Below are 26564 nucleotides of genomic sequence, written 5' to 3'. Positions count from 1 at the left end.
CCTCTGCGTTCCGTTATTGCTGGGACGCTGATTGGGCGGCATCCGCAATCTGCTGAAGGGCATCCTCGACGCTCACTTGCCCTTTGGCAGCCTGATTAATGGCAGCAGAAACAGCCGACGAAAATTCGGGATACCAACCCGGGGTGCCATCGGCAAACAGCGGTTCAACACTGGCTGCCTGTTCCAGCAAAACCTTGCCGTTTGTCAGTTTGCCTTCTTCTTCAAGCTGCTTGAGGACACTCAGGCGCGGCGGCAGATTACCAAGCGAGTTGTAGCTGTTAATCTGGGTCTCGGGCTTCAGCATCCATTTGATAAAGGCTTTGGCCGCGTCTGCATTTTCCGCCGAAACCGGAATACCAATGGCTTCAGGAAGGCCGATGGTCCGGGTTGTTCCCGTGGTTGATGGCATTAATGCTGCCGAAACATCATCAGCCACCTGGGATTTTGAAGGATCGGCATAAACCGACAGGTTCCCGGCCCAGCCGGCAACATCAAAGGTTACCTTGCCGCTTTTAAACAGTTCCTGAACATCAACATCCTTAAGCCCGGTCGCAGAAGGATCAATCAATCCGTCTTTCAGCGCCTGAACTTCAAAATTCAGGGCTTTGTACCCACCCGAATTCGGGTCGAGAAACAAAGGATTGAAATCCTTGTCAAACAGGTCGCCACCAAATGCCTTGGTCAGCAGGTACCAGGTGGTTGATGTGCCCTCGGTTGCCGACAGCGGCAGGCCAATCGGATAATCCACAATTTTGGCGGCCTTGATCGCTTTTGCAGCTTCAAGCAGTTCGTCGGGCGTTTTTGGCGGCTGCGCTACCCCGGCTTTTTCAAGCTGTGCCTTGTTGTAAATCAGCACGCGAAAATCGTTGTTGTAAGGAAGGGCAAGCAGCTTGCCGTTGTAATTAAAAATTTTTGATGTCGGCACATCTTTAACGACGTCTTCGGAAAAATCGTCATTCAGGGGGCTGTACCACCCTGCTGCACCAAATTGCCCAACCCAGGACCAGTCAACTTCCGTGGCACTGGCGGGGGCGGTATTGGCGATCATGGAGGTGACGATTTTGGTATGAATTTCGTCCCAGCCAAGTGTCTGGCTTTCAAGTGCAACACCGGTTTCAGCAGTGAACTGGTCTGTCATCTCCTTGGGAAAAGTTCCCCAGGGCGGCAACAGAACCGACAGGTGCTGTCCGTCCAGTGGTTTGGCATCATCTGCCAGCGCAGCGCCCGAAACCCCGACCTGCAACATGGCTGTTGCCGCGAGTGCTGCCATAAATGTCCGTCTTTTCATGATATTTGCCTCCTTATTATATTGATTGAAAAGCTGTATTCAGGGACACGGATAAACCTTCGATGAAGGCATGGTCGGTGTTCCAGCCCGCCAGCTGTGCCGCACGCAGCAAGCCACCCCCGATTGGTGGCAAGGCAGGGCGCTGTGGCTCGGACCCGATACGGTCGCGAACACCGTTCAAAACATAGGAATTATCAAATACGCCACCGGCATAGCTCCATGGCACTTGCAGGCCGGTGTTTAGTAACTTTTGTGCCGCGTTTACATGTTCAGCCAAACAATCGCAGGCACGATCGAGAATGGCCTGTGCATCTTTGTTTCCCGTATCGGCCAGTTTCCCGGTTATGCGGGCAATGGCCGCAATAGAAGACCTTTTATTTTCAAGCGCATATACCCAGTCGATCAGATCATCGGGGGCAATGCCCATTTCCAACAGCAAGGCAGTGGCGAAGTCGCTTGTGGGGATGCGGCCATCAATACCGCGTCCCGTCAAGGCAAGGCTTTCCCGGCCAATCCAGTAAGCACTACCTTCATCCCCAAAGCTGTCTCCCCACCCGCCGATGCGAAAATGCGGATCGTTTGTGCCGTTTGTGCTGGCCCACGCCATAGACCCGGTTCCTGCCAGCACAAGGACACCTCCGCTGCCCGCAAACGCGCCGTCAAAGGCGATCCTGACATCGTTTTGAACCAGTACCGGGCACGGTATGCACTGGCTGGCCGCGGTGTTTTGTTCACGTGACAGGGCTTTAAGCTCATCGTGAAACGGCAGGCCAATAACGGCTTCGCATAATCCCGCCTGCCCTATGGCCGGTGCGATAATTTGTTTTAGCAACCCCTGCCAGTTCACACCCGATGTCGGGTCAAGGCTTGGTCCGGATCTAAGCATCGTAACGGTGCCCTGCGGGTTCGCCAGTGCCATCAGGGTTTTGGTTCCACCAGCATCAAGGGCAAGGACGAACGCCATGTTATTCCGCATCCTTGATCGCGACGGCACTAACAGGGGCGCCAATGTCGCTTAGGCGGGTTTGCCATTCATCGGAAATGGCTTCGTCGGTAATAACGTGCAAATCCTTGCTGATCGGGGCAACACGATAGGTCAGGCGATGTCCGAATTTCGATGAATCAACCAGCAAGGCCTTTTGCGAAGAACGTGCAATCATAAGTTCGTTTACGCGGGCTTCATGGTCATCAAGGCTATAAATACAGCCGTCATCAGCAATGGCCCCGGCACCTAAAAACAGCTGATCAAACCATAATCGTTCCAGTGTCTGCTCGGCAATTGGACCCACCATGGATGCATTTTCAGGGCGCAGCTGCCCACCAATCAGGGTGACGCGGATATCGCTCACATCCATCAGGACTTGTGCAACCGTTACGCAATTGGTGAAAACCGAAATCGGCATCGGGCCCAGGCGCAACCTGCGCGCAATTTGCAAAACCGTCGTTCCGGCATCCAGAAACACACTGCTTTTGGGAATCAGAAGCTCATAGGCCGCGTCGGCAATGGCGCGTTTTTCCGCAAGGCTTGACCGTTCACGTTGCTCAAAACCAACCTCGATCCCAACAGCATCAGCAATGCGTGCGCCGCCGTGGGTTCTGACAATTGCGCCCTGTGCCTCAAGCGCCAAAAGATCGCGCCGTACCGTTGCCAGTGATGCACCAACTTCATCGGCAATCGCCTGAATATGGCTAAACCCGTGATTGTAAAGATACTGCCGAATGGCTGATAGCCGGTCGCCCTTCATCTAAATCCTGCCTCCCGTTTTCACTTTATGACACCTACATTCCGATCAAATAAAATCATTGTCAAGCATTTTTATGATCGAATATAATCACTGAACGTCAGATAAACGACGTTTTTTGATCGAACCAACTGAAAGAGAGCAAGATGACGTATAATCCGTTTGTGGAAATGCTGCGATCACGGGCTGGTGGTGAAATTACGGGGATCCCTTCAATCTGCTCTTCGCATCCCTTGGTCATCGAGGCCGCCTTGCTGGAAGGCAAAGCCAACAAAACACCGGTCCTGATTGAAGCAACGTGCAATCAGGTTAATCAGGATGGCGGTTATACCGGTATGACACCGCAGGATTTTCGCCAATATGTCGAACAGATTGCAGCAAAGGTTGGTTTTGATCTGCACCAGCTTTTTCTGGGCGGAGATCATCTTGGCCCTAACCCCTGGAAAGATCTGCCCGCCAACGACGCGATGGCAAAGGCTGAGATCCTGATTTCCCGGTATGTTGACGCCGGATTTGTCAAAATCCATCTTGATGCATCAATGCCGTGCGCAGATGACGCAACCCCGCTTTCCGATACAACAATTGCGGCGCGTTCCGCCCGTTTGGCAGCGGTGGCCGAAAGCGCCGTTTCAGGGCAAAAGCCGGTATATATCATTGGTACCGAAGTGCCGATCCCCGGTGGCGCAATGGAGGCCATCGACACCCTCGAAGTGACATCGCCTGTGGCCGCGATGGCCACTTACGAAGCCCATCGTCAGGCCTTTGCCAAACTCGGCCTGGATGACGCATTTTCGCGTGTAATTGGCCTGGTGGTGCAGCCCGGTGTCGAATTTGGGAACGAAAATGTTGTCTATTATGACCCGGCCGCTGCAACCGAACTTAGCGCCACGCTCACACAAATTCCCGGCATTGTATTTGAGGCTCATTCAACCGATTACCAACCATTAAGCGCGCTGTCCTCTCTGGTAAAAGACGGCTTCGCCATCCTGAAAGTCGGCCCGGGCGTTACATTTGCCATGCGCGAAGCATTTTATGGCCTGGATAACATTGCTTGTTTTCTCGAACAACTCCCAACGTCGGAATCGCTGCCGCACAAGCTTGAACAATTGATGCTGGCAAAACCGAAACATTGGGAAAAATACTATCACGGCGACGAAAATGCCCAGCGCCTGCAACGTCATTTTTCCTATAGCGACCGTATTCGTTATTACTGGCCAACAGACGACGCGACCGCTGCGGTCGAAAACCTGCTTGACCGTCTTTCGAAATATGAATTGCCCGAACCGCTTGTCAGTCAGTATTTACCAACCGTCTACCCGCTGTTTGCCGCAGCAAAACAAAAACCGGATGCGCGGGATTTGATTATCGAAATGGTTCGTTCTGTCATTCGTACATACGAAATTGCATGCCGACGCATTGAACCGTGAAGATATGGAATTTAGTTCAATTCGGGCGGACAGGTGATCGCATTCAGTAAGCCTGTCCCCGCCGAATGCCTATAAAAATCAGAAAGCTAACTATCCGCGCGTTAAACATACGGCGGGTGGTTTGCTTTCTACTGACTATTCCTTGTCGTGATATTTGCTTTTGTGCGGGAGTTTCGATTTTCTGCCTGTTTGTTACTTTTGGGCAACCAATGCTGCATCATGCTTTATTGGCATGTACATTCGCCATGGTGCTTAACCCGTGATCGTTTATAAGATGATCATACCAGGCAACAGGATAACAGTGAACATGGGTAAAACCGGAAACCTTCGACGGCTAACACCAATTGCAGGCACAATCGAAGTCCGGGGAATTCTGGGTGCTGCTGTCGCTAATCTTGGCGTTCGTATTGTTGGCGGGGAATGGCCGATTGGTTCGGTTATTGCCAAAGAAGCGGATCTTGTTACCGAACTTGATGTCAGCCGTTCTGTCATTCGCGAAGCCTGCCGTATTTTAGGGGCCAAAGGGCTGATCCGCAGCCGGACATCGGATGGCACCCGCGTTCAGCCTCGCGCTGAATGGCGCCTGCTTGATCCGGACGTTATGGATTGGCGAATTCAGGCCGGCGACCGTGAAGGGTTGCTGCGTGATCTGTTAAAACTTCGGCTGGTTCTTGAACCAGGTATTGCCTATAGCGCCACTGTCATGGCTGATGATGCTGCCCGTGAAAAAATAGATGCAGCATGGGACGCCAAAAAATTCATCCATAACGACACAACCTTGAACGAGCATGACTGGCGTGCCGCCTTCATTGAAGCCGATATTGCGTTCCATCAGGCCTTTGTCGAAGCTGTCAGTTCTGAAATGCTTGACCAGGTATTTTCTGTCATCAGTTCGGCGCTGGACCTTCAATTTGATCATCAGTTAGAGGCGTTGGGTCGCAGCAACCGCCTGATCGGTATGGATGGCAGTTATGAAATGCATGAACGCGTTTATCGTGCCTTTATCCAAAAAGATGCGACCGGCGCTGAAAATGCCATGCGCAATCTGATTCATTGCGCGATCAACGACGCCGAAAGTGGCTTTCAGCAATAAATTGTTTTCTATCGGCCACATCCTGCACAGGTCGGATATTTCAACGGTCAATTAATCCGCCCTGCCCCTGCAAGGCGCAGGTTACCCCTTTTAAAAGCGATTTTTTTAAAATGAGCTTTCAGGGTATGCACCGAAATTGAAACTCAGACCTAACTATCTGAAATCGTAAATTTTATATCCATTTATCAGGCCGTCTTTCCAGCGAAATTCATTTGAAATCCCACCCGGAATGCGCCCAAAAACACCCCGTCAGATGCCCATATTGCGTTCCCAGCGATATTTTCGGCACAGCCTTTGTCACAAAGCCTGAACGAACCCGTCAGATTAGGGCTGATGGATGGGGCACACCCGCCGCCGCTAAATCCTTCAGATCAAATGCTTTGTTCCGCCTTTCAACAGGTTTGAAAACCACATCCTGACCCGTTCAGGGCTGATTTCGCACGTCATGACCAAACCTGCCCACAGCACCGCTTAATCGGGTGATCGGGACAGGTGCGTCAAAATAAACGCCATAGCCCGATGGCCGTTACGGCATTGGTCCGGGGATCCCATCTCATTGATTTAACAAAATAAATTTTGTTTGGGCATTCATATCAACATTTTTTCTGATGCCCGCAATACCAGAACCATTTTAATCAACAGGAGCTTTCAAATGCCTTTTGGTCCCCCTAATAAAATGAATATCGGCAAACTTGATGCCGCAACGCCGACCCCGTTTGACAAGGCAACCCTGAAAACAAGCCTTGAAAATATTGGCCTTAACTGTGCGCAGTTAAACGACAAAAACCTTGATAGCTACATCACAACGGTCAAATCACAATTGCCCCAGGGTGCTGTTCAGTCAATGGCGATCAAGGCACCGCATACGAGCCCGCTGAATGCCAATCTCAAGGCAGCGGCGGCCCCGGTTATGCTGTTTTCTGCGGCAAACGATGTGCCGCAAATGACATCGGCGGCAACGGGTAACTGGTCCATTCCCGATAATAACAATGCCGAAGGATACGGCCCGAACCTTGAGATCATCCAGTACAAGGATCATTTCAACTGGTTGTTTGATAACAAGGCAACCAATGGCTTTACCGGGGTTAAAAATTCGCCCCCGGCAACCCAGGGCAATTACCCGAACGCCGAAGCCATCCAGAAACTGTTCATTCAGGTTGGCCTGACAGCATCTTCCACCCTGGTCAAAGGTCTGGATCAGCCCACCATGCTGGCAACACTTTCAAATGTGATCCAGCCGTTGAATGATTCAAACATTGCGAACTATGACGTCAGCGACAGTCGTGTCATCGACCTTGTTGACAATTACGACCCGGCAACCGGCATGGCAGACGGGATCGGGGTGCTAACCATTTCGTGGCACCTGACCATCGAAGATTACAAACGCAAAACCAAGGACGGCGGGGATACCCATGCCACCTATCTGAAAATGGATGCGTGGTCGGTGCTTTACAGCGATCCGGGCGTTTTGTGCCAGCAATACAGCTCTGTCTTGCAGCATTTCGCCATCAACATCGCGACCGCTCCTACCTGTCGCATCTGATATTCCCCGCCCATCCTTTCACCATCTTGAATTTTGCGTTCGCGCATTTGTCCCAGGAGACTTCACATGCCATTCGGCCCTCCTTCCACACCTGAACTTAAAATCTTTGATTTCATGCCGGTGCCCAACGAAACCAGCTTTAATGCGGGTGTTCCGGCCCAAAGCACCACCAACGAAATGCTGTCGATCATTCTCTACAGCCCGAACCTCGAAATCATTGCATCGCTCGACAATACCAAATCAACAGTTACCAGCGACTACAGCGCGTCGGTAACCAATGGTTTCACTTTCACCACCGAACAAAGTTTCAGTGTGAAAACGTCGGTTGGTGTCTCCATCGAAGTTGTAAGTGCTTCCGTTGAAACGACATTTGCCCTGTCATTCAGCGAACAATGGAACACCACTCGCACCCAGTCCATGTCGTTTTCCTGCCCGCCGGGCAAAAAGGCATTCGTGTATCAGGGCACGCTGATCTCGCGCGTTATGGCGCTAAATGCAAAAACTGCCCAGTACGAATGGTTCTCGGCTGCTGGCAAGGCCCTGACCCAGGTTCTTGTCACGACCGACACCCCGATTGGCAATGCACCATCCTCGCCGGTAACCATGAAATAAAATCGGCCTGAACGGTGCTGACCCATCTGGTTATACGCCCCCGCCAGATGGGTCAGCCACGGGCATGTTTCCCCTGAAAATCGGCTTTCAAATCTCACTTACCCTTTTTTTTTCCCGGTTATCTTCTCAGCGCACAGGATCAAAGCCATGCAAAATACCGCCAGGAACTGCCCGATTGCCATTGTCGGTATGGCATGCCGTTATCCTGATGCCGACAATGCCGATCAGTTGTTTGAAAACTCCCTTGCCCAGCGGCGATCCTTTCGCACCCTGCCCGCCCAGCGCCTCGCAGCCGGTTATTTTGATGATACCGGCAAGGCACTTGACCGGGCCTACACCAATCAGGCCGCTGTGCTTAAAGGTTTCGAGTTTGATCGCAACTGGTTTCGCGTTTCAAATCAAAGCTACGAAACAACAGACCTGACCCACTGGCTGGCACTTGGTGTGGCACGCGAAACCATCGACAGCATCCGTTTTCGCAAGGGCCGCGCCACTGTTGCGAATGAAGGTATCCGCGTCATCATTGGCAATACCCTGACCGGTGAATTTTCCCGCGCCAATCTTATGCGTTTGCGCTGGCCCTATGTGCGTGGTGTGATCGAACGGCAAATGCGCTCCGAATATCCCGACATCACCGACGATACACTCACCCGTTTTCTGCGTGATCTTGAAGGCAATTACAAAGCCCCCTTTCCAACGCCAAACGAAGATACCCTCGCTGGTGGCCTTGCCAATACTATTGCCGGGCGAATTTGCAACCATTTTGACTTTAAAGGTGGCGGTTACACCGTTGACGGTGCCTGTTCTTCATCCCTTATTTCGGTCATTGATGCCTGCACAGCCCTCACCATGGGGGATGCCGATATGGTCCTTGCCGGCGGCGTGGATCTCAGCCTGGATCCGTTTGAGCTAACCGGCTTTTCACGCACATCGGCATTGGCCCGTGACGACATGCTGGTTTATGACGAAGGTTCACAGGGTTTCTGGCCCGGCGAAGGGTGTGGTTTCCTTGCCCTGATGCGTTATGACGATGCCCTTGAACAATGTGAACATATCCATGCTGTGATCCGGGGTTGGGGGGTATCTTCTGATGGCAATGGCGGGCTGACCCGGCCCGAAGCCGCGGGACAAATGCTGGCCTTGCACCGCGCCTATCACCGGGCGGGGTATCATATTGGCAGTGTCGGCTATTTTGAAGGTCACGGTACAGGCACCAAAGTGGGCGATACGGCCGAACTTAGGGCACTTATGACCGCGCGGGAAAAATATGATACCCCGTTGCAACCCGCCATCATCAGTTCGATCAAGGCCAATATCGGCCATACCAAGGCCGCCGCAGGTATCGCCGGGTTGCTGCGTGCCAGCAAATGTTTAAGCGAAAACATTCTGCCGCCCACCACGGCCTGTAACCGTCCTCACGCCCTGTTTGAAAACAATGCCGCCCATCTTTCCCCGTCTACCCAAATCATGGATTGGCAATCTGATGGCGTTGAACGCCGTGCCGGGGTCAGTGCTATGGGGTTTGGCGGTATTAACACCCACATTACCCTGGCCGAGGCCCCAAATCAGGCCCGACCGTCAGTTTATAAGGCACCTGGCCCAAAACGTACAAATCTGGCAGCTTTTCAGAACAGCGAAGTTTTTGTTTTTGCTGCTGCCCGGCAGTCGGACTTGTTATGGACGATTAATCACGTTGCTGCATTTGCTGATAAATGCTCGCGCGCCGAGCTTATCGACCTAGCGGCCGAATTGGCCCATCGTGCATCGCTTAATTCCCAATTCATCTGGAAGGCCGCCCTTGTTGCCAGTACGCCAGACGCCTTGGCGCAAAAGTTAAAAACACTTGGCGAAACCGTGCTGGCGATGGACGATAATTGTCTTCATTTTTTCGTCGCCGATGGCATTTTTGTCTCCAGCAAACGGGAAACGGGTAAAATTGGTTTGCTGTTTTCAGGTCAGGGGGCCCCGGCCCGCTGCCATGGGGGCATTTACGAACGTCGTTTTCCCATTATCCGGCAGGCTTTTGACCTCGCCAAACTTGAAGGTTTCAGGGATCGCAGCAACACCGATTTTGCCCAGCCTGCTATTGCGGCGGCCTCACTTGCGGGGTTGGAGATGCTAAAACATGTTGGCATCGTTGGTGATGTTGCCATTGGTCACAGTCTTGGCGAACTCGCAGCCCTGCATTGGGCCGGGCATTATGATGGTCAAACACTGCTTGAAATTGCAACTTTACGCGGCCAGACAATGGCGGCCGATATTCATGCATCGGGCGCAATGGCTGCGGTTGCCGCCGACGACAAAACAACCCTGAACGCCATTGGCTCACGTAAAGATATCTTTGTTGCCAACCTTAACGGGCCACGCCAAACCATTATTTCAGGCGATCACGATGCCATTCATGATTTTGTCAAAGATCTTCGCACCCAGGGAACGGCTTGCACCATTTTAGGGGTTCGTCAGGCTTTCCACACACCGGCAATGGCACCGGTGGCAAAGTCGTTGGCAAACATGCTCCGTACACTTGCCTTTGTACCGGCGAACCGGCAAATTGTGTCAACTGTTTCGGGCACAATCATGCCTGCCGACACAAACATTCCCAACTATCTGTGCCAGCAAATATCATCGCCGGTCCGTTTTATGGATGCAGTAAAACACGCAGCCCCCAATCTGGACCTTTTAATCGAGGTTGGCCCAGGTGCCCTGCTTGAAAAAATAACCGGCAGTTTTTGTAACCTTCCGGCAATTTCGATAGATGTGGGCGGGGCCGGTTTTGAACCATATCTGTGCGCCGCTGCGGCGGCCTATATTCTTGGTTGTGCGCCTAATATTGGCAACCTTTATCAAAACCGCTTCACCAAAAAATTTGACTGGGACTGGAACCCTGTTTTTATCGCAAATCCTTGTGAAACAGTTCCCGCTGCCTCCCAGCCCCCCATTGATGACGAAGCGGAACCAGCGACACCCCCTTCCCCGGTTGACGACGTTTTATCTACCACGCGGGACCGCGACGGCATCCTTGCACATTTGCGCACCATCATTGCCGATCGGACCGGCTTGCCGTCCTGGTCGCTGGAAGAAAGCAGCCGGATGCTTTCCGATCTACATTTAAATTCTATCACCGTTGGTGAAATCGTAACGCGGTTAAGTTCCACTATCGGCGTATCGCTGCTTGTTGACCCAACCGAATTTGCCGATGGTAAAATTGGCGATATTGCGACGGCTATTACCGAAATGGCCAATTCCGCCAATAATGATCGTAAGTCACATCAAGCAGCCCCGGCGGGCATTTCCAATTGGGTACGCTATTTTCAATTTCAAAATCATGCGGCCCCGATACCCCCGCTTCGCGCTGCGGCCATTTCCGGCGAATGGACCGGGTTTGGTCATTTGGGGCCATTGGAAAATACCATCCTGGCACAGCTCAACAGCGGTTCTTATGGCAATGGTGTTTTAGGTGTAATCAGTGATCATCCCGGCGATGACGATATCGCCGCCCTGCTTGCGGCTGCGCAAAATGCTATCATTCAAAACAACGCTGCCAACTCTCCTGTTCAACTGGTTGTCTTGCAAAAAGGCTGGTCGGCCAGTGGTTTCGTGAAATCGTTTTTTCTTGAAAACACCACGATCGATACGCTTGTTCTAAACCTGCCATCGCCCACATCGTCAAATATGCCTGCGCGTATTCTTGACGAAATCAGTTGCGCCAAACCCGGTTTTGCCGAGGTATTTTTACAAACCGGCAACCAGCGTCTTGTTCCGCATTTGAACCTGGTTCAACCGGGGCCAGCACCAAAACATCATATATTGAACCAAAATGATGTTCTGCTGGTAACCGGGGGTGGCAAAGGGATTAGCGCCGAATGCGCCTTTCAACTGGCCCGGAAATCCGGCTGTGCCCTGCTGGTGTTGGGTCGGTCATCGGTGGCGGACAACGTCGAACTGGCTGCTAATCTGCAACGTTTCGCCAATGCCGGTCTTAAAACCAGTTATCAGTGTGCCGACATTACCCAAAAGGCCGATATCGAAGCTGCAATTGCCCATGGCACAGCGGATTTGGGCGGGCCGGTAACCGCTATTTTGCATGGGGCTGGTGTTAATACTCCCCAAACGGTTGCGAACCTCACCCTGTCCGCTATTCAGGCCACCCTTGCCCCTAAAATCAAGGGTCTTGAAAATATATTAACTGCTGTAGACCCTAAACAGTTAAAAATGCTGGTCGGGTTTGGCTCAATCATTGGGCGTATGGGCTTGCACGGCGAGGCTGATTATGCGTTGTGCAATGAATGGCTAAGCCAAAAAATTGCCGATTTTCAGGCGCGTCATCCTGCCTGCCATTGCAAAACCATCGAATGGTCGGTTTGGGCCGGGGTTGGTATGGGTCAACGTGTCGGCAGCCTCGATGCGCTGATGGCACAGGGTATTGCGCCCATTACCATTGATGATGGTGTGCGCGAATTTTTGCATATTGTAAACGATGTTAACTTACTAGATAGCATCGTCGTTTCAGGGCGCTATGGTACGGCAAAAACGCTCGATCATCCCGCCTTGCCCACATATCAATACCGTTTTCTTCAAAATATCCGGGTCCGTTACCCCGAAGTAGAACTGATCAGCGATGTTGAAATTTCGTCCGGATCTGACCTTTATCTTGCCGATCACTGCCTGAACGGGGAACAGATTTTCCCTGCTGTCATGGCGCTTGAAGCCATGAGCCAGGCGGCCCTTGCCTTGCATCACGACAAAACCCAAAACCTGTCGCCAATCTTCAGGGATGTTATTTTTTCCAAGGCGATTGTAACGCAATCAGATGCCCCGGTTACGATCCGTATTGTGGCACAGGCCGTGGCGAATGATGAATTTTCACTCGCTCTTCGCTGCTCGACAACAGATTTCCAGGTAAACCACATCACTGCTTACTGCCGCTTTACCAAAACACCGGCACTTGCCGCGATTGATCGTGAAATTCAGTCTCTCGCAGCGACAAAATTGATCCAGCCATTTGACCCGGAATTCGACCTTTACCAGAATATTCTATTTCAGAAGGGGCGCTTTCAACGCATACAGGGCTATAATTTGATTGCGGCACGCCGCTGTCTTGTGTCTTTGTCGCCGGGCGATAAAACTGGCTGGTTTGATAATAATTTACCAACAAATCTGGTGCTGGGTGATGCCGGTGCGCGGGACGCATCACTTCATGCCATTCAGGCCTGCATTCCGCATCAAACTGTTATTCCGGTGTCCGTCGACGAAATTGCCCTCTCTGCCCTGGACCCGGACCAAGCCTATCGCATGTTCGCAACTGAAATCGCCGATCTCGGTGCCGAACTGGTCTACGATATGGTTATTTTTAATCAGGATGGCAAAATTGTCGAACATTGGCGTGGTCTCAAACTTCGTACCATGGGCACCCCGGCCAGTTTGAAACTAACCGCCCTGCCCTTGATGGCTCCTTATATTGAACGCAAAATTGCGGATGAACTGCCGCAAGCCGACCTGCGCGTCTCCATATTCCCGTTTCATGATCGTTGGAACAAACGCCAAAATCCTAAGGCACATAACCAGCGCCCGGATGGTAAACCGGATGTTTCCATCGATACCCGCTTCAGGTCGTCGTCTTATTGTAATGGCTGGAAATGCGTTATTGATAGCGCACAATCGGCAGGTTGCGATTTGCAAAACGTCCTGCAAAAAACCGAAACCGACTGGCATACTCTTTTGGGTGAAACCGGTATGGCACAGGCCAAATTCATCCAGAAAACCTTTTTCGAACCTTTAAATGTTGCCGCGACCCGTGTTTGGTCCCTGCGCGAAGCCCTGATAAAAGCCGGATTACGCCCTGATGCCCCACTGGTGTTTGATCCGTCTTCATCACCAAACTGGATCAGGCTTCATTCCGGCGAAACGATCCTTGTTTCCTGCGCGACCGATCCGCAAAAAAACAGGGACGATACATCACGCTTCTGCCTGGCTGTCGCGTTAACACCCGCAACGACCACGTCGATCAGCCCCCATTCTGCTTTAAAAAGTAACCTTGCGACGATTTGAAACAAGCTAACTACGGCGGGCGGCAGTACCAGGCAGCATATACTGCCGCCCACTCCCTCCACATCGAGTTAACCTCGAAACCCGATCCGGGATTTCAAGGTTCCGTCAACCATCACATGGCGAATGCCTAATCGGCACTCCTCAAGCCTGGCCCGTACGCCATAAACATCCGCAAGCATCGTGTCGGTAATAACATCATGGGTATTACCACTTGCCACCAGTTTGCCATCGGCAATGATCATGGTTTTATCGGCATAGCGCAAAACATGGTTCAAATCATGGATGGCGACAAAAATGATCATGCCCCGTTGTTTGGCCAAATCGCGCACAAATTCCAGCACTTCAAGGCTGCGTGACAAGTCTAGTGCCGATGTCGGCTCATCCATCAGCAAAATATCAGGTTCACGTACCAGTGCCTGTGCAATCCCGACCAGTTGCTGTTGCCCGCCACTTAATGCGCCAATATTGCGTTCCGATAACTCAAGGATCCCAAGGGCGGCCAGTGTTGTATCAACGATTGCAATATCGCCGTCGTTAACCCGCCACGACGCCCCCTGTTTGCGGGCAAGCAAAACCGCTTCGTAAACCGATAAAACCGCATTTGCTGTCAGGTTTTGTGGCATATAACAAATGCTGCCTGGCTGTGGGGTGCCGGTTTGGCGGTCTGTTATATTCTCAATGGTGTGCTTTACCGTGCCGGTCCCTGCGGTTAAACCGGCAATGCGTTTAAACAGGGTCGATTTCCCCGCTGCATTGGGTCCGATCACGGCAACAACATCGCCACTCTGAAACGGTCCCGCCGAAATATCGGTCAAAATACTGCGTTTGCCAAATGTGGCGCCCAGTTTGTGTAGTTGCAATGTCACCATGATTTTTTCGAATTCGACAGAATAAGGGAAATAAAGAACGGAATGCCCACCAGTGATGTGACAATGCCAATCGGTAATATCGCACCTGGAATAATCATTTTGCTGGCAACCGAGCTGACCGATAATAACAACGCCCCCGATAACGCCGATGCCGGTAGGAAAAACCGTTGGTCTTCCCCAATCATCAGGCGCGCAATATGCGGCCCTACCAGCCCGACAAAGCCAATTGTGCCAACAAATGCAACCGGAATGGCCGATAACAGACTGACCAATAACAAGGTTTCAAGTCGCAATCGACCAACATTAATGCCAAAACTGGCTGCCTTGTCATCGCCCAGCCGCATGGCGGTTAAGGCCCATGCACGGCGCACAAAAAACGGTAAAATGACAATCAATAAACCCGATGTCATAAAAAACTTCGGCCATGTTGCCTTGGTCAGGCTACCCATGGTCCAAAAGACAACAGCGCTAAGGGCTTCGGCCGATGCTAAAAACTGCACCAGTGCCAATAAGGCGTTAAAGCTGAACACCAGTGCGATGCCCAACAGCACAATGGTTTGCACACTAACACCTTGGCGCATGCTTAAAACATGAATCAGCAAAGCCGCCAGCATCGCCATAAAAAATGCGTTTAGCGGCACCATAAAGGCGCTGGCAACCGGCAATATCGACACCCCGAATGCCAAAACAAGGGCGGCACCAAAGCTGGCGGCGGCTGAAATACCCAGTGTAAAGGGACTGGCAAGGGGATTGTTCAATATCGTTTGCATTTGGGCACCGGCAATCGCCAATGCGGCCCCCACCACAACGGCCATTGCCGCAATGGGCATCCGAATATCCCATATCACCACGGCAAGCTGATCAGAAACCTCCGACGGCGTGATAACGGCACGGATCACATCCGCCAGGGCAAACCGCGCTGGTCCCAGCGATAAATCCAGGCACATTGATATAAACAGCAACATGCCCAAACCGGCCAGCAACCACACCCGGCGACGCACCGATTTACGGTAATTGCCGCCACCAACCATAGTCATTGCTTCTGTTTTCATTCCGGTCATGGCGAAACCTGCAAGGTGGCGAAATATCCCGGTTGGTAATCAATCGGTAAAAATCGTTCATGCAGCATACGAAACGTTTCATTGGCATCAATGTCGGCAAACAGGTCGGGGTGAAACCATTTCGCCAGTTGTTGAAGGGCCACAAATTGATAGGGGCTGTTGTAAAACTGATGCCAGATGGCGTGAAAACCATGCTGTTTTTGTGCATTAATCCCGCGATAGGCGGCGCGGGTTGGATAAAAAGCCAGTTTTTTTTGCACCTCATCCCAATTGGCCCCCGGCCCGACGGGTACCCAGTGCCCGCCAGGAACATAGGCTTCCCAGTTGGCACTGGTAACAATCACGTGGTCCGGGTTTGAAACCAGCACCTGTTCGGCATTTACCTGCCCGAATGTACCCGGAATAATATCACTGGCAACATTATGGCCGCCCGCCATTTCTACCATGGCCCCGAAATTGCCCTTGCCAAATGAATGGCAGCAATCGTCATAAAAACCGCCTGCGCGGTCGGTAAACACATTGGGGCGGGTGAATGTGCCTGTCGCTAACCTGTCGGTTACGCGACGGATCTGTTCAGTCCTGAACGCAATAAATGCCTCGGCCCGCTTTTGTTGACCAAATAATTCACCAAAGAGGCGGATGGACGCGTTGGTGTTTTTTTCCGGGTCATGGCGAAAATCGACATAAACCACAGGAATACCTAATGCGCCGAGCTTCTCAACATAACGGGCTTCTTCGACCGCCTTTTGCGTTTCAAGGTTTAGAAAAACCACATCCGGTTTTTGCGCGATGGTGGTTTCAATATCGATCAGACTTTGTTCAAGCCCGGAAAAGGTCGGTATTTTATCAAAATCAGGGAATTTCTTGCGATATTGTCGATAGGTTCCCGGGTCTGCCTCGATCATGTCATTACGCCAGCCAACAATGCGTTTGGCCGGATTTTCACGGTCCAGTGCCGCAATAATATAAAGCTGCCGACCTTCCCCTAAAACCACCCGTTGTACCGGTGCATCAACCGTCATCGTGCGCCCGGCAATATCGGTGATGGTTATTGGCTTGGCACATACCATGCCTGCGCCGATCAGCATAAAACCTGCCGTAACGATCAGGCGCTTGGTTAATTTAACGATCATGTATCGCCTCCTGTCCTGGGGCTGTTATGGCAGCCTTAGCACGTGCCAGTATGGTTACTGCCAGACCAAGGGCGTAAAAAACTGCCACCAGAAAATACAAATTGGAAAATCCTGCCACCTGGGCAAACCAGCCCCCAATGGCAATGCCGCCAATGGACGAAAATTGCGACAGGCTTTGTGTGAAGCCTAAAATACGCCCCTGTCGGTCGTAGGGTGTTGCGCGTGATATTAAGGTGGTTAAAACCGGAGTTGTTGCACCCAGCAACACCCCCCAGACAAAATACAGGCTGGCAAAAACCACGATAGACCGGGTTAACCCCGCGAGCACCGTGACCACAATGCAGCCTGCAATGATGACACATAACCGGGTTAAAATGGCTTGCCTGTTTTTGCCTTCAAAATAGCGCGCCCATAAGGATGCCGAAAAAACAAACCCCAATGCCAGCACGCCATAACAAAAGCCGACAAGCCAGTTTTCGACCTTGAAAATCGACAGCACATAAATCGAAAACGGCGATTGGGTCACCATGCGCGATAGCAATAACAGGCCCAAAATCGCCAAAAGCGAGAAAATTTGCGGTGATTTTAAAACGCTTGTTGTTCGTTTATCGGGGGTTAGGGCTGGTTTTTGTGCCTTTGCGCCGGTTTTTGCATGTTGTGGCGCAACGGCAGGTAAAATTCGCCAAACGGCCGCCAAGCAGGCCAGACACATTATAGCTGCGGAAAAATTGATCCAGAAAAACGCCGCATGATCAAGGATAACACCGCCAATCACGGCCCCCGCAAGCGATCCCAAATTGGTTGAAACCTGCAAATAGGCAAACAGTTTTGCCCGACGCGCCGGGGCTTCGATGCTAACACCATAAGCCTGCGCGGGGGCAATGTAGCCCGCACATGCCCCTTGTAAAAACCGTAGGGCCAAAATTGTTGGTACATCATTGGCATAAGCCAGGGCAAATTGCGTTGCCGCCAGACCAAACAACGCCCGCATCATCATGGCTTTATGACCATATAGGTCACCCAGCCGCCCCCAGAAGGTACTGGTCAGCATAATGCCCAGCATCGGGCCGATATAAACCGCGATACTGGCAAGGGTAAACTGGCTGTCAGATGTGGCGAGCGAGCGCAAATGAACGGGCCAAAAAGGCCCGCTCATTTCCATGGCACCCATCGAGGTCAGCTGGATGGCAAATAACACATGTATTTGCCATCGTACTGACAACCACATATCAGGTTTAAAAATCATCCTGTATGTGACCGGTTAAAAATCCGCCGTGATGGAAAATAACGCCGTGCGCGGTGCACCAAGCGACACCATGCTATAGCTGTTCACACTGGACCAGTAATGTTCGTTGGTAACGTTCTGCACAGTGGCGCGTACCGTAATCGGTGTTTGTGAAACAACGGTTTTATAACGCACACCGATGTCAAGCGTGGTCCAGTCGGGAATTTCCTGTGTGTTCGCACTGTCGATATACTGGCTTGATGTATGGTTCACCGTGCCGCTAACCGTCATGCCGTCAACAAAAGGCGTATCCCATTCGGCAGTTAAATTCGCCTGTATTTTGGGTACACCCACCGGACGATTGCCTTTGTTTGCCGCCGTGCTGCTTTTGGTTAGTTCCGCATCAAGCAACATAACCCCGCCCAATAATCGAACATCGTCGGTAACCTGACCAAACAGGCTAAGTTCCAACCCGCGATTTCGCTGTTCGGCATCACTGTTATAAACGTTGTTGGTGGTCTGGCCCGACGGCTTGGTAATCTGAAAGGCTGACAAACTGCCGCCAATGGTGCCGAAATCCAGCTTCACACCGGTTTCATATTGTTTGGCAACGTAAGGCGCCATCGCTTCACCGGCATTCGATGCCGTGTTTGGTGCAATGTCGCCCTTGCTAAGCCCTTCAATATAGTTGGCGTAAAGCGAGACATGTTCCCATGGCTTGACCACCACACCCACCATCGGCGTAATTTCGCTTTCGTCATAAGACGACGAAACCACACCGGATGTATAATTGTCAGATTCAACACGCTGATGCCGTGCGCCAAGGGTTAGCAACACGCGGTCGTCAAACACGCCCATCGTATCGGCAATGGCTATCCCGGTTAGCGAGGATTCCGATAATTTCGGTTTCGAGGATGGCCCGCTGATATTGACAGCAGGGTTTGCCACCGGGGCATAAATGTTAGATGCCAGGCTGGTATTGTCATAAACCGCCCCGCGGCGGAAAATATCCTGATACCGGCTGACCTGAAAGGTCGCCGTATGGTCAATTGCGCCGGTTTCAAACTTGCTGCGCACGCCGCCATCGGCCGACCACCGTTCGGTCTGGAATTTCATATAGGATACACTGTCAAGTGTATCCCCTGCCGAATTTTGAATTTTCGGGTAACCGAACAGGCGATCAACCTGGGTTTTGCCGCCGCCAACATGGCCAAACAGGGTGATTTCGTTGTTCACATCATATTCAGCCCCCAGCGCCACCGATTGATCAACCGCTTCGGACCATTCCCAGGCATGGCTTACGTTTTTGGCACCATCGGGCGCGTTTGGCATGGAAATGCCGCTGGCAACCAGAAATTCCCGCGACGGTGCATTTAAATCTTCACGCTGATCAATCAGGTCCAATGTGGCGCGAAAATCATCCCCCCGGTAATCAAGGGCCAAAGCCCCAAGCGTGCTTTCGCGGTGCTGATGATCCAGTGCCGTATCACCGCCCTGGTACCCGCCATTAAATCGCACACCAAATTCCTTGTTGTCCCCATATCGGCGGCTAAAATCAACACGTCCGCCTGCCTGTTCGCCAGGGCCATAATCGGCCGTTACGCGGTTTAAATCGGTGTCACCCGCGCGCTTGGGCACAATGTTAATCACACCGCCAACACCGCTATTGGGTGCCATGCCATTTAACAGGGCTGCCGGGCCTTTAAGTACCTCTATCCGTTCGGCAAAACCTGACAACGCCCGATATGTCGGCGCCACCCCGTAAGATCCGTTAAACGCAACTTCACCTGAATTACCGGTATTGATCGCAAATCCGCGAATGGAATACGCATCCAGCATACCGCCACTGCTGCTAAGCGTACGGACTGACGGGTCATTTTTTAAAACGTCCGCAATGGTTGTTGCCTGCTGATCCGCAATTTTTTCACTGGTATAGCTGGTAATGCTCACCGGGGCGTCCATAAAATCGGTATTGCCCAACAGGCCCATCTGGCCGCCCGTTGCCACCTGCCCACCGGCATAAACAGCCGGTAAATCGGTTGTTTGTGCATCGGCTTCCACCCGGATCGGGTCCAGCATGGCACCCTCGCCCGGTATTGCCCCGTCGGCGGGATCAATCAGGATCAGGGCATTTTCGCCGGTCATGCGATAACCAAGGCCCGTACCATTTAACAACGTATCGATTGCGGCTGGCACACTCATGTCGCCACGAATGACCCGCGCGTTTTCAATCGCTGGCAGGTCAATTGTATAGGCAATACGCCAGCCCGATGCCGCACCGATCCCGGCAATTCCCCCTGCCAATGACCGTGCCGTAATATCAAAATGGTAGGTTGCTGTTTGGTTCTGTTGCTGGGCGTCGGCACTGGCCGGTGCCACCAGCACAGGAATAACCAGTGCACTTGACATTAACAGGGCTGCAATAACGGAACGTGATTTTTTTATTTCTTGTGCGGATCGCAATTTCCCACTCCTCAATATCTGTCTTCCCAAGCAGATCCCCTGCTTCTAACAAGACAAACGAGCGGGGCTTGCAAACCCACACATCGAAAAATCACTTTTTGCGAATTTTTCGCAATCTCAATATAAAATGGTGACCCAAGGCGATGTTTCTATCACTTTTGCCCCAACCGCATCCGCCACAGTTTTTAACGATCCATCAACATCGCGGGTTGGAAAGCTGCCGGAAACCCGGCTATTTCCCGCATCTCCCAATACAATTAAACGGGCTGTGCTGTAATTTTGCAGCTTGGCGACAACATCCCGAACAGGGCTGTTTTGAACGCTTAACCGTCCCTTCATCCATGACAGGGCCAGCGTGCTGTCAACATGGTCGGTCATTACCACACGGGTGCCATTGCTGCGTGCCTGTTGGTCCGGGCCTAGCAGCACACCGTGCCTGTCTTTTTGGTTGCTTACACGCACCGCGCCGCGTTCAACTGTCACAACCGTTTTATCGCTCAGGCTATCCACGTTAAACCGCGTTCCAACCACTTCGATGTCGGTATCAGGGGTATGCACGCGAAAGGCGTCTCCGTCCCGATGAACAACATCAAACAGTACCTGCCCGCGTAACAGGCGAACTTCGCGATGATTACCGGTGAAATCAGTGGCAAGGGCGCTGTTTGCACCTAGTAACGCCGTCGACCCGTCTGGCAGGGTTATTGTGGTAATATCATTTGTCCCGGCCACAATATCGGCCTGCCAGTTTACGATCATGTTCGGGTTGGCCGCCCATATCACCCCGCACACCATTGCGATGGCAGCAACACCCGCAAGCGACCGTCGTTTCGTGAAAACACGTTTCAAACCCGATAAGCCAAACCGTTTGCGGCTTTGTGCCGCACGCTGTGCCGGTTGTTCGATCCGGGCCCACAAAACCCGCATTTGGTCAAACGCAAGCCGATTGGCTTTATCGGCATTCATCCATGCATCAAAATCGGCTTCATCCTGTTCAGACATGGACCCGCCCGCACGTTTGGCATGCCATAGTGCTGCTTCGTCCTTCTGGTCTTCACTCGGCTGGCAATCGCTTCGCATGGGCTTCCGGTCAAACAACACTGAAAATCGGTGAGGGTCGTATCCGCAACCTGTCTCCGATTGTTCTTCTATAACCGAAAACGAATGACGAGAAAATAACCGCATCCGTGCCATAGGAACTGGTTGCAAAATAACGTCCCGGATATGTTACCCGGTAACCTGCGACGCATCTGGCCGGTGTTAAAAAAGCTCGTTTGCTCATCATGTGTCCGGTCGATCGGCGTCGATCAACGCAATCTGGCATCACGACCTATCCAGATGGTCCGCCAGTTTTTCCTGACAATGGCGCATCGTCCGGGCCAGCTGTTTTTCAACTGCACTTACCGTAATGCCATATTTTTTGGCAAGTTCGGCGTTAGAAATGCCCTCAATCCGGTGCGCAATAAACATGTCGCGGGCCTGTGGGGTAATTTCCTTTAAGGCGGTATCAAGTGCGCTTAAGGCCTGGCGCGCTTCGGCATGGTCTTGGGGTGAACTGGTTTCGCGCACCCACATTTGGCTGGGCATTAAATGGTCCATAACCCGGTTACGCGTGGCCGTACTGCGATGATGGTCAATCACGGCATTGCGAACCGACGCATATAGCATTTTGGTGTCGGCGTCATTGGCACCGGCACTGCCTGCCTGCATCAGACGGACATAAACATCCTGAACCAGTTCCGCAGCAACGTCACGGTCCCGCACCCGCCGCACCGCCATCGATACCAGTTGGCGACGATGGTCTTCAAACAGCCGCGCAAGGTTTTTGCGCCAGAACGTTATCGCCAGTTTCATTTCAAATCCACGGCATTAAGGCATAAATCAATTCAATTTGCATCGGACAATATCAGTAATGATAATCACTTGCAAATGCCAATGTCATGGAAATCCGGCAGTTTCCAAATAGCCGCGCTGCATCTGATGCAATGCATAAAAAAATCCCCGCAGACAATTGCCATACGGGGATTTTTTTAAAATTTATCTTGGCCTATTTATCGCGTCGCGACGTTGCATAAGGGGCCGATCGGTCATAATAGTCATCAAACCCGATCCGCTGGCGCAATTCCGGCCATTGCATCAACATCTGGTCGCGCGGTGACCCGGCTTTTAACAGTTGCAGGGTTTGCACCATTGCTTTCATAGCTGCGGCCATCAGGGACAATGGATATGCGGCAATTTTAAAACCGATTTCCTGAAGTTCGACTGGCGATAGATCCGGCGTTTCACCACCTTCTAAAATATTCGCCATTTTTGCCCCCGGCAGGGCATCGCAAATGGTGCGCATTTCATCAACCGATTTGGGGGCCTCGACAAACAGAATGTCCGCGCCCAGTTCGGCAAATTTGGCGGCCCGGTCAATGGCTTCGCTCAAGCCATGTTCATGGCGGGCATCCGTCCGCGCCAAAATCAGAATATCGGCCCCGGCGTCGCGGGCATCAACGGCGGCGCGAATGCGGTCAAACGCTTCATCGCGCCCCACCACTTCCTTGCCCTTGGTATGCCCGCAACGTTTGGGGGCAACCTGGTCTTCAATCATCACTGCTGCACATCCCGCCTTGGCAAAACCCTTAACGGTGCGCATCACATTCATTGCATTGCCATATCCGGTGTCGCCATCGCCAATTACCGGGATCGAAACTGCATCGGTAATGTTGCGTGCCTGGTCCAGCACTTCACCATAGGACATCAATCCAAGGTCCGGTTCGCCAATGCGCGCTGCCGCAGCCGAAAAGCCGGACATAAATGTCAGGCCAAAACCTTCCTGTTCAACCAGTTTGGCCGAAAGCGCATCAAAGCAGCACGGCATGGTAATCAGTTCATCGCGTGCAAGCATCGCACGCAGGGTATTTGCAGGTGTCATTTTCATCACATTTTAAACGGAATATACAGGGCCAGATCAGGCCAGACATACAAAAGGAAAGCAGTAAAAAACATCAACAGGATGAACGGAAACACCCCTTTTGACACTTCACCCAATGCTGTTTTTGCCACGGACTGAATAACATATAAATTCATCCCGACGGGCGGCGTTATCAGGGCGCATTCAACCATGATCACCATATAAACACCAAACCAGATCGGATCGATGCCCAGTGCCATGGCCGCAGGCAACAATACCGGCGTCATGATCAACACCATTGACAGGGCTTCAAACACCAGCCCCATCAACAACAACACAACCGATACCACCAGCACAAAGCCCAGCTGGGTATCAACATTGTGGCTGATCAAAACCGAAATATCCTGCGGTATACGATACAGGGTAATCGCCTTGCCAAATACCTTGGCCCCCGCAATGATCAAAATCACCGCCACCGTCGTCGCCATGCTTTCAAACGCGGCCCGTTTAATGCCCTCCCAGTCAAGCGCAGGCATGGTCACGCGGATATTCATGCGGGTGGTCAACCCGCCAAAGGCCCGGAACAGGCCAAAAACAAGCACCGGCACGATAAAATAGCCAATAACCGGCCCCTGCCCGCCAAAAACCAGATAATAAACCGCATCCGCCACCAGCATGGTTGCAGGCAGGCGTAAAATCGGTACCGTAATCGCAAGTGACGCCGAAAAGCCGATTGCGGCGGCCTCAGTCGGGGTAAAGGCCCCGCCGTAAATGCCGGCAATAATCAACACAGCCAGCAAAATTGCCGGAAAGGCCTTGAATGTGGCTGTCCAGCGCTCGTTCCAGCTTTTTCTCGGCTCCGGCGTCTGGCCGCCAAAACGGGCATATATCATTGAAAAAATGATAAACAATACCAACAGGGCAATGCCCGGTCCAATCCCGGCCAAAAACAGCGAAATCACAGATTCTTCGGTAACAAACCCGTAAATAATTAATGGAATGGACGGCGGAATCAAAATGCCCAATGTGCCACCGGCTGCCAGCAAGCCATAAACAAAGCGTTTGTTATAACCCCGGTTAATCATTTCCGGGATCGCCACCGTGCCAATGGTCGCCGCCGTTGCCACCGATGACCCGGAAATAGCCGCAAACACGCCGCACGACAAAATTGTCGCCACAGCCAGCCCGCCCGGCCAATGTCCAACCCATGCACTAACGGCGGCGAACAAATCCTTGCCAACCCCGGCTTGCAGCAGCACATTCGACATCAGCAAAAATAACGGCACAGCCAGCAAAATAAAGCCGTCCAGCGTCGATAAAATCGCCTGGGGCGCCATCAAGGGCGAAAACCCGCCCAGCATCAACATCACCAGGCCTAATCCGCCCAGGGCAAACGCCACCGGTACACGGATCAGCAAAATCGCAAAAAGCGCAATCAGCGTCAGAATAATGGTCATTCGTGCGCCCCTTGCGGAATTTCCCTGCCCCGCAGGACATTCACAATTTCAATCACGGCCTGAACAGCAAGCAAGGCAAAACCGATCACAACCGGTAACTCCGAAATCCAGGTGGGCAAATCCAGCATAGACCCGGTTGTCCGTCCCCGTTCCAGGCTTTCAAAGAAAATGCCAAAGCCTTTCCACATCACCATAATTGAAAAAAGCGCAATGATCGTCATCGCCAGAATTTCCAGCACACGCTGCATCGTTGGGCTGCACAGGCGGGTTATGGCATCTACTGCGATATGACGCCGTGTCGCCAACGCCCACGGCATCCCGATCAGCGCGCCCCAAATCAGACAAAGCTGCGATAGCTCCGCCGCCCAGATGGTCGGCTTGACAAAGAAATATCGGGCAACCACTTCCCAGCTCAGCATCAGTCCAGATGCCACAAACAGCAGCGCTCCGATCCAGGCCAGCGAAACAATAAATCTTTTATACATCGTGGGACAATGCGTGACGGGCGGCCCAAAACGCCACCCTCACCTTTCCTATGGTGAATATACGGAACGAAACAGACAGGAACACCGCCAGCCCGATGGCATGGGCGGTGTTCCCTTCATCATCATCTAGCCAAATGATTAAGGCTTAAAGTTTTTTCGCCGCGTCAAATACTTCCTTGCCCAGCGGGCCGGCTTCTTTCAGGAAGGAATCATATACCGGCTGGGAAACAGCACGCCACTGTTTCACTTCTTCTTCGGTTGGCGTGTAAATTGTCATTCCGGCTTCTTCAGATTCCTTGAAAGCTTCGGCTTCAATCGCGCTCATCCGGTCGCGAACGTCCTTTTCGGCATCGCGCGCCGCAGCAGTAATAATACCACGCTGATCTTCGGTCAGGCCCTTCCAGAAATCGGTATTGATCATGACCAGAAACTCGACATCGGCCATGTTGGTAACGGTAACCGTGTCCATCACTTCCCACAATTTCCGCGATTTCACGCCGGAAATGCCGGTCATGCCCACATCAACCGTGCCACGCTGATAGGCCAGATACTGTTCCGAACCTGAAATAAGGGTCGGTGCGCCATTGGCCGCTTCAACAAACTGGCCCAGCGATTTGCCAAATACGCGTACTTTTTTACCTTCAAGGTCTTTCGGTGTGTGGATCGGCGCACCTTTGGACAGCATCACAGTGCCGCCATATGCCTGCCACCACAAAACCGTCGATCCGGTATCGGCAATGGCTTTGTCAAGCGGGCCACGTACCGGTGAGTCCGGCGCGACTGCGGCACGCACCTTTGCCTCGGAATCAATCAGGAACGGCTGATAAAAAACGTCAACAGCGGGCACATCACCAGCATAACGTGTTAGCGAGGCCGAACCCATTTCGATAGACCCGGAACCAACCGCGCTGGGAATTTCCTTGTCTTTATACAGGGTCGCTGAATCATAAATTTCGACAGAAATATCGCCGTTCGATTTTTCTTCTACTTCTTTTTTAAACAGCTCAAGGTTCTGAACAATGTGGCTTTTCGGCGGAAGCTGCGATGCAATCCGCAAGGTAACATCGGCGGCCTGTGCTGCCCCGCTCACTCCTACCGCTGCCATCAAGGCAGCGACCATGGCAATTTTTTTCATGATGAACGCCCTCTGAGTTTTTTAATTACAATCAATTCCAATCCTGCGCGAAGATGGTCTAAATTACCCCATTTGTTCAACATCTTT

Annotated in this window: 19 protein-coding genes; 5 read left to right on the top strand and 14 right to left on the bottom strand. The window is 52.1% G+C overall.

From position 1 onward, the window contains the following. Window positions 1-13: 13 nt before the first annotated feature. The 3 genes from J4E05_RS18475 to J4E05_RS18465 are packed head-to-tail and all read right to left on the bottom strand — an operon-like array spanning window position 14 to window position 3033. Window positions 14-1288: an ABC transporter substrate-binding protein gene (locus J4E05_RS18475; protein WP_349598645.1), complete on the bottom strand. Its 1275-nt coding sequence runs from the start codon at window positions 1286-1288 to the stop codon at window positions 14-16. A gap of 16 nt (window positions 1289-1304) precedes the next feature. Next, window positions 1305-2252 carry an N-acetylglucosamine kinase gene (locus J4E05_RS18470; RefSeq protein WP_349598642.1) on the bottom strand — a complete coding sequence of 316 codons (948 nt, stop codon included), beginning with the start codon at window positions 2250-2252 and terminating at the stop codon, window positions 1305-1307. Window position 2253: 1 nt separating this feature from the next. Further along, window positions 2254-3033: a DeoR/GlpR family DNA-binding transcription regulator gene (locus J4E05_RS18465; protein ID WP_349598639.1), complete on the bottom strand. Its 780-nt coding sequence runs from the start codon at window positions 3031-3033 to the stop codon at window positions 2254-2256. Window positions 3034-3176: 143 nt separating this feature from the next. Here J4E05_RS18465 and J4E05_RS18460 point away from each other — a divergent pair, with 143 nt between their 5' ends. From J4E05_RS18460 to J4E05_RS18440, 5 genes are all read left to right on the top strand, one after another. Then, window positions 3177-4457 (top strand): D-tagatose-bisphosphate aldolase, class II, non-catalytic subunit, encoded by a 1281-nt coding sequence (locus J4E05_RS18460; protein WP_349598636.1) that lies wholly within the window; start codon window positions 3177-3179, stop codon window positions 4455-4457. Window positions 4458-4764: 307 nt separating this feature from the next. Next, a complete protein-coding gene (locus tag J4E05_RS18455) occupies window positions 4765-5550 on the top strand; it encodes a FadR/GntR family transcriptional regulator (RefSeq protein ID WP_349598633.1) in 786 nt (261 codons plus the stop codon). A 652-nt stretch (window positions 5551-6202) separates the two neighbouring features. After that, window positions 6203-7093: a hypothetical protein gene (locus J4E05_RS18450; protein ID WP_085590324.1), complete on the top strand. Its 891-nt coding sequence runs from the start codon at window positions 6203-6205 to the stop codon at window positions 7091-7093. A 66-nt stretch (window positions 7094-7159) separates the two neighbouring features. Continuing rightward, window positions 7160-7705 carry a hypothetical protein gene (locus J4E05_RS18445; protein ID WP_085590326.1) on the top strand — a complete coding sequence of 182 codons (546 nt, stop codon included), beginning with the start codon at window positions 7160-7162 and terminating at the stop codon, window positions 7703-7705. Between the two features lie 147 nt (window positions 7706-7852). Further along, window positions 7853-13753 (top strand): SDR family NAD(P)-dependent oxidoreductase, encoded by a 5901-nt coding sequence (locus J4E05_RS18440; RefSeq protein WP_349598629.1) that lies wholly within the window; start codon window positions 7853-7855, stop codon window positions 13751-13753. 68 nt (window positions 13754-13821) lie between these two features. Here J4E05_RS18440 and J4E05_RS18435 read toward each other — a convergent pair whose 3' ends face one another. The 11 genes from J4E05_RS18435 to J4E05_RS18385 all read right to left on the bottom strand — a co-directional run bounded on the left by J4E05_RS18435 (window position 13822) and on the right by J4E05_RS18385 (window position 26477). After that, a complete protein-coding gene (locus J4E05_RS18435; RefSeq protein WP_349598626.1) occupies window positions 13822-14622 on the bottom strand; it encodes an ABC transporter ATP-binding protein in 801 nt (266 codons plus the stop codon). Then, window positions 14616-15683 carry a FecCD family ABC transporter permease gene (locus J4E05_RS18430; RefSeq protein ID WP_349598623.1) on the bottom strand — a complete coding sequence of 356 codons (1068 nt, stop codon included), beginning with the start codon at window positions 15681-15683 and terminating at the stop codon, window positions 14616-14618. Before J4E05_RS18430 ends, J4E05_RS18435 begins: the two co-directional genes overlap by 7 nt. Then, entirely contained in the window at window positions 15680-16816 is a 1137-nt protein-coding gene (locus J4E05_RS18425) for an ABC transporter substrate-binding protein (protein ID WP_349598620.1), read from the bottom strand. Before J4E05_RS18425 ends, J4E05_RS18430 begins: the two co-directional genes overlap by 4 nt. Next, window positions 16806-17972 (bottom strand): MFS transporter, encoded by a 1167-nt coding sequence (locus tag J4E05_RS18420; RefSeq protein WP_503012354.1) that lies wholly within the window; start codon window positions 17970-17972, stop codon window positions 16806-16808. The genes J4E05_RS18425 and J4E05_RS18420 overlap by 11 nt, the downstream gene beginning before the upstream one ends. Window positions 17973-18077: 105 nt before the next feature. Further along, on the bottom strand, window positions 18078-20450 hold the full coding sequence (locus tag J4E05_RS18415) for a TonB-dependent siderophore receptor (RefSeq protein WP_349598617.1): 2373 nt from the start codon (window positions 20448-20450) through the stop codon (window positions 18078-18080). Window positions 20451-20621: 171 nt separating this feature from the next. Beyond that, window positions 20622-21581, bottom strand: a complete 960-nt coding sequence (locus J4E05_RS18410; protein WP_349598614.1) for a FecR family protein — start codon at window positions 21579-21581, stop codon at window positions 20622-20624. A gap of 243 nt (window positions 21582-21824) precedes the next feature. Next, window positions 21825-22355, bottom strand: coding sequence for an RNA polymerase sigma factor (locus J4E05_RS18405; protein WP_246832917.1), 531 nt, complete (start codon window positions 22353-22355; stop codon window positions 21825-21827). Window positions 22356-22548: 193 nt separating this feature from the next. Then, window positions 22549-23421: an isocitrate lyase/PEP mutase family protein gene (locus J4E05_RS18400; RefSeq protein ID WP_085590452.1), complete on the bottom strand. Its 873-nt coding sequence runs from the start codon at window positions 23419-23421 to the stop codon at window positions 22549-22551. Window positions 23422-23426: 5 nt separating this feature from the next. Continuing rightward, window positions 23427-24857 (bottom strand): TRAP transporter large permease, encoded by a 1431-nt coding sequence (locus J4E05_RS18395; protein WP_349598609.1) that lies wholly within the window; start codon window positions 24855-24857, stop codon window positions 23427-23429. Further along, window positions 24854-25291: a TRAP transporter small permease gene (locus J4E05_RS18390; RefSeq protein ID WP_349598607.1), complete on the bottom strand. Its 438-nt coding sequence runs from the start codon at window positions 25289-25291 to the stop codon at window positions 24854-24856. Before J4E05_RS18390 ends, J4E05_RS18395 begins: the two co-directional genes overlap by 4 nt. Window positions 25292-25487: 196 nt before the next feature. Continuing rightward, window positions 25488-26477 (bottom strand): TRAP transporter substrate-binding protein, encoded by a 990-nt coding sequence (locus J4E05_RS18385; RefSeq protein ID WP_349598604.1) that lies wholly within the window; start codon window positions 26475-26477, stop codon window positions 25488-25490. Between the last annotated feature and the right edge of the window lie 87 nt (window positions 26478-26564).

The sequence above is a fragment of the Thalassospira sp. NFXS8 genome, assembly GCF_040148805.1.
Lineage (GTDB): Bacteria > Pseudomonadota > Alphaproteobacteria > Rhodospirillales > Thalassospiraceae > Thalassospira.
Note: the sequence above shows the minus strand (reverse complement) of the source record. Positions and strands in the feature narration are given on the sequence as shown.

Coding starts and splice junctions, on each gene's coding strand:
- J4E05_RS18475 (WP_349598645.1), bottom strand. CDS start 1,288: ATGAAAAGACGGACATTTATGGCAGCACTCGCGGCAACAGCCATGTTG.
- J4E05_RS18470 (WP_349598642.1), bottom strand. CDS start 2,252: ATGGCGTTCGTCCTTGCCCTTGATGCTGGTGGAACCAAAACCCTGATG.
- J4E05_RS18465 (WP_349598639.1), bottom strand. CDS start 3,033: ATGAAGGGCGACCGGCTATCAGCCATTCGGCAGTATCTTTACAATCAC.
- J4E05_RS18460 (WP_349598636.1), top strand. CDS start 3,177: ATGACGTATAATCCGTTTGTGGAAATGCTGCGATCACGGGCTGGTGGT.
- J4E05_RS18455 (WP_349598633.1), top strand. CDS start 4,765: ATGGGTAAAACCGGAAACCTTCGACGGCTAACACCAATTGCAGGCACA.
- J4E05_RS18450 (WP_085590324.1), top strand. CDS start 6,203: ATGCCTTTTGGTCCCCCTAATAAAATGAATATCGGCAAACTTGATGCC.
- J4E05_RS18445 (WP_085590326.1), top strand. CDS start 7,160: ATGCCATTCGGCCCTCCTTCCACACCTGAACTTAAAATCTTTGATTTC.
- J4E05_RS18440 (WP_349598629.1), top strand. CDS start 7,853: ATGCAAAATACCGCCAGGAACTGCCCGATTGCCATTGTCGGTATGGCA.
- J4E05_RS18435 (WP_349598626.1), bottom strand. CDS start 14,622: ATGGTGACATTGCAACTACACAAACTGGGCGCCACATTTGGCAAACGC.
- J4E05_RS18430 (WP_349598623.1), bottom strand. CDS start 15,683: ATGACCGGAATGAAAACAGAAGCAATGACTATGGTTGGTGGCGGCAAT.
- J4E05_RS18425 (WP_349598620.1), bottom strand. CDS start 16,816: ATGATCGTTAAATTAACCAAGCGCCTGATCGTTACGGCAGGTTTTATG.
- J4E05_RS18420 (WP_503012354.1), bottom strand. CDS start 17,972: ATGAGCGGGCCTTTTTGGCCCGTTCATTTGCGCTCGCTCGCCACATCT.
- J4E05_RS18415 (WP_349598617.1), bottom strand. CDS start 20,450: ATGTCAAGTGCACTGGTTATTCCTGTGCTGGTGGCACCGGCCAGTGCC.
- J4E05_RS18410 (WP_349598614.1), bottom strand. CDS start 21,581: ATGCGAAGCGATTGCCAGCCGAGTGAAGACCAGAAGGACGAAGCAGCA.
- J4E05_RS18405 (WP_246832917.1), bottom strand. CDS start 22,355: ATGAAACTGGCGATAACGTTCTGGCGCAAAAACCTTGCGCGGCTGTTT.
- J4E05_RS18400 (WP_085590452.1), bottom strand. CDS start 23,421: ATGACACCTGCAAATACCCTGCGTGCGATGCTTGCACGCGATGAACTG.
- J4E05_RS18395 (WP_349598609.1), bottom strand. CDS start 24,857: ATGACCATTATTCTGACGCTGATTGCGCTTTTTGCGATTTTGCTGATC.
- J4E05_RS18385 (WP_349598604.1), bottom strand. CDS start 26,477: ATGAAAAAAATTGCCATGGTCGCTGCCTTGATGGCAGCGGTAGGAGTG.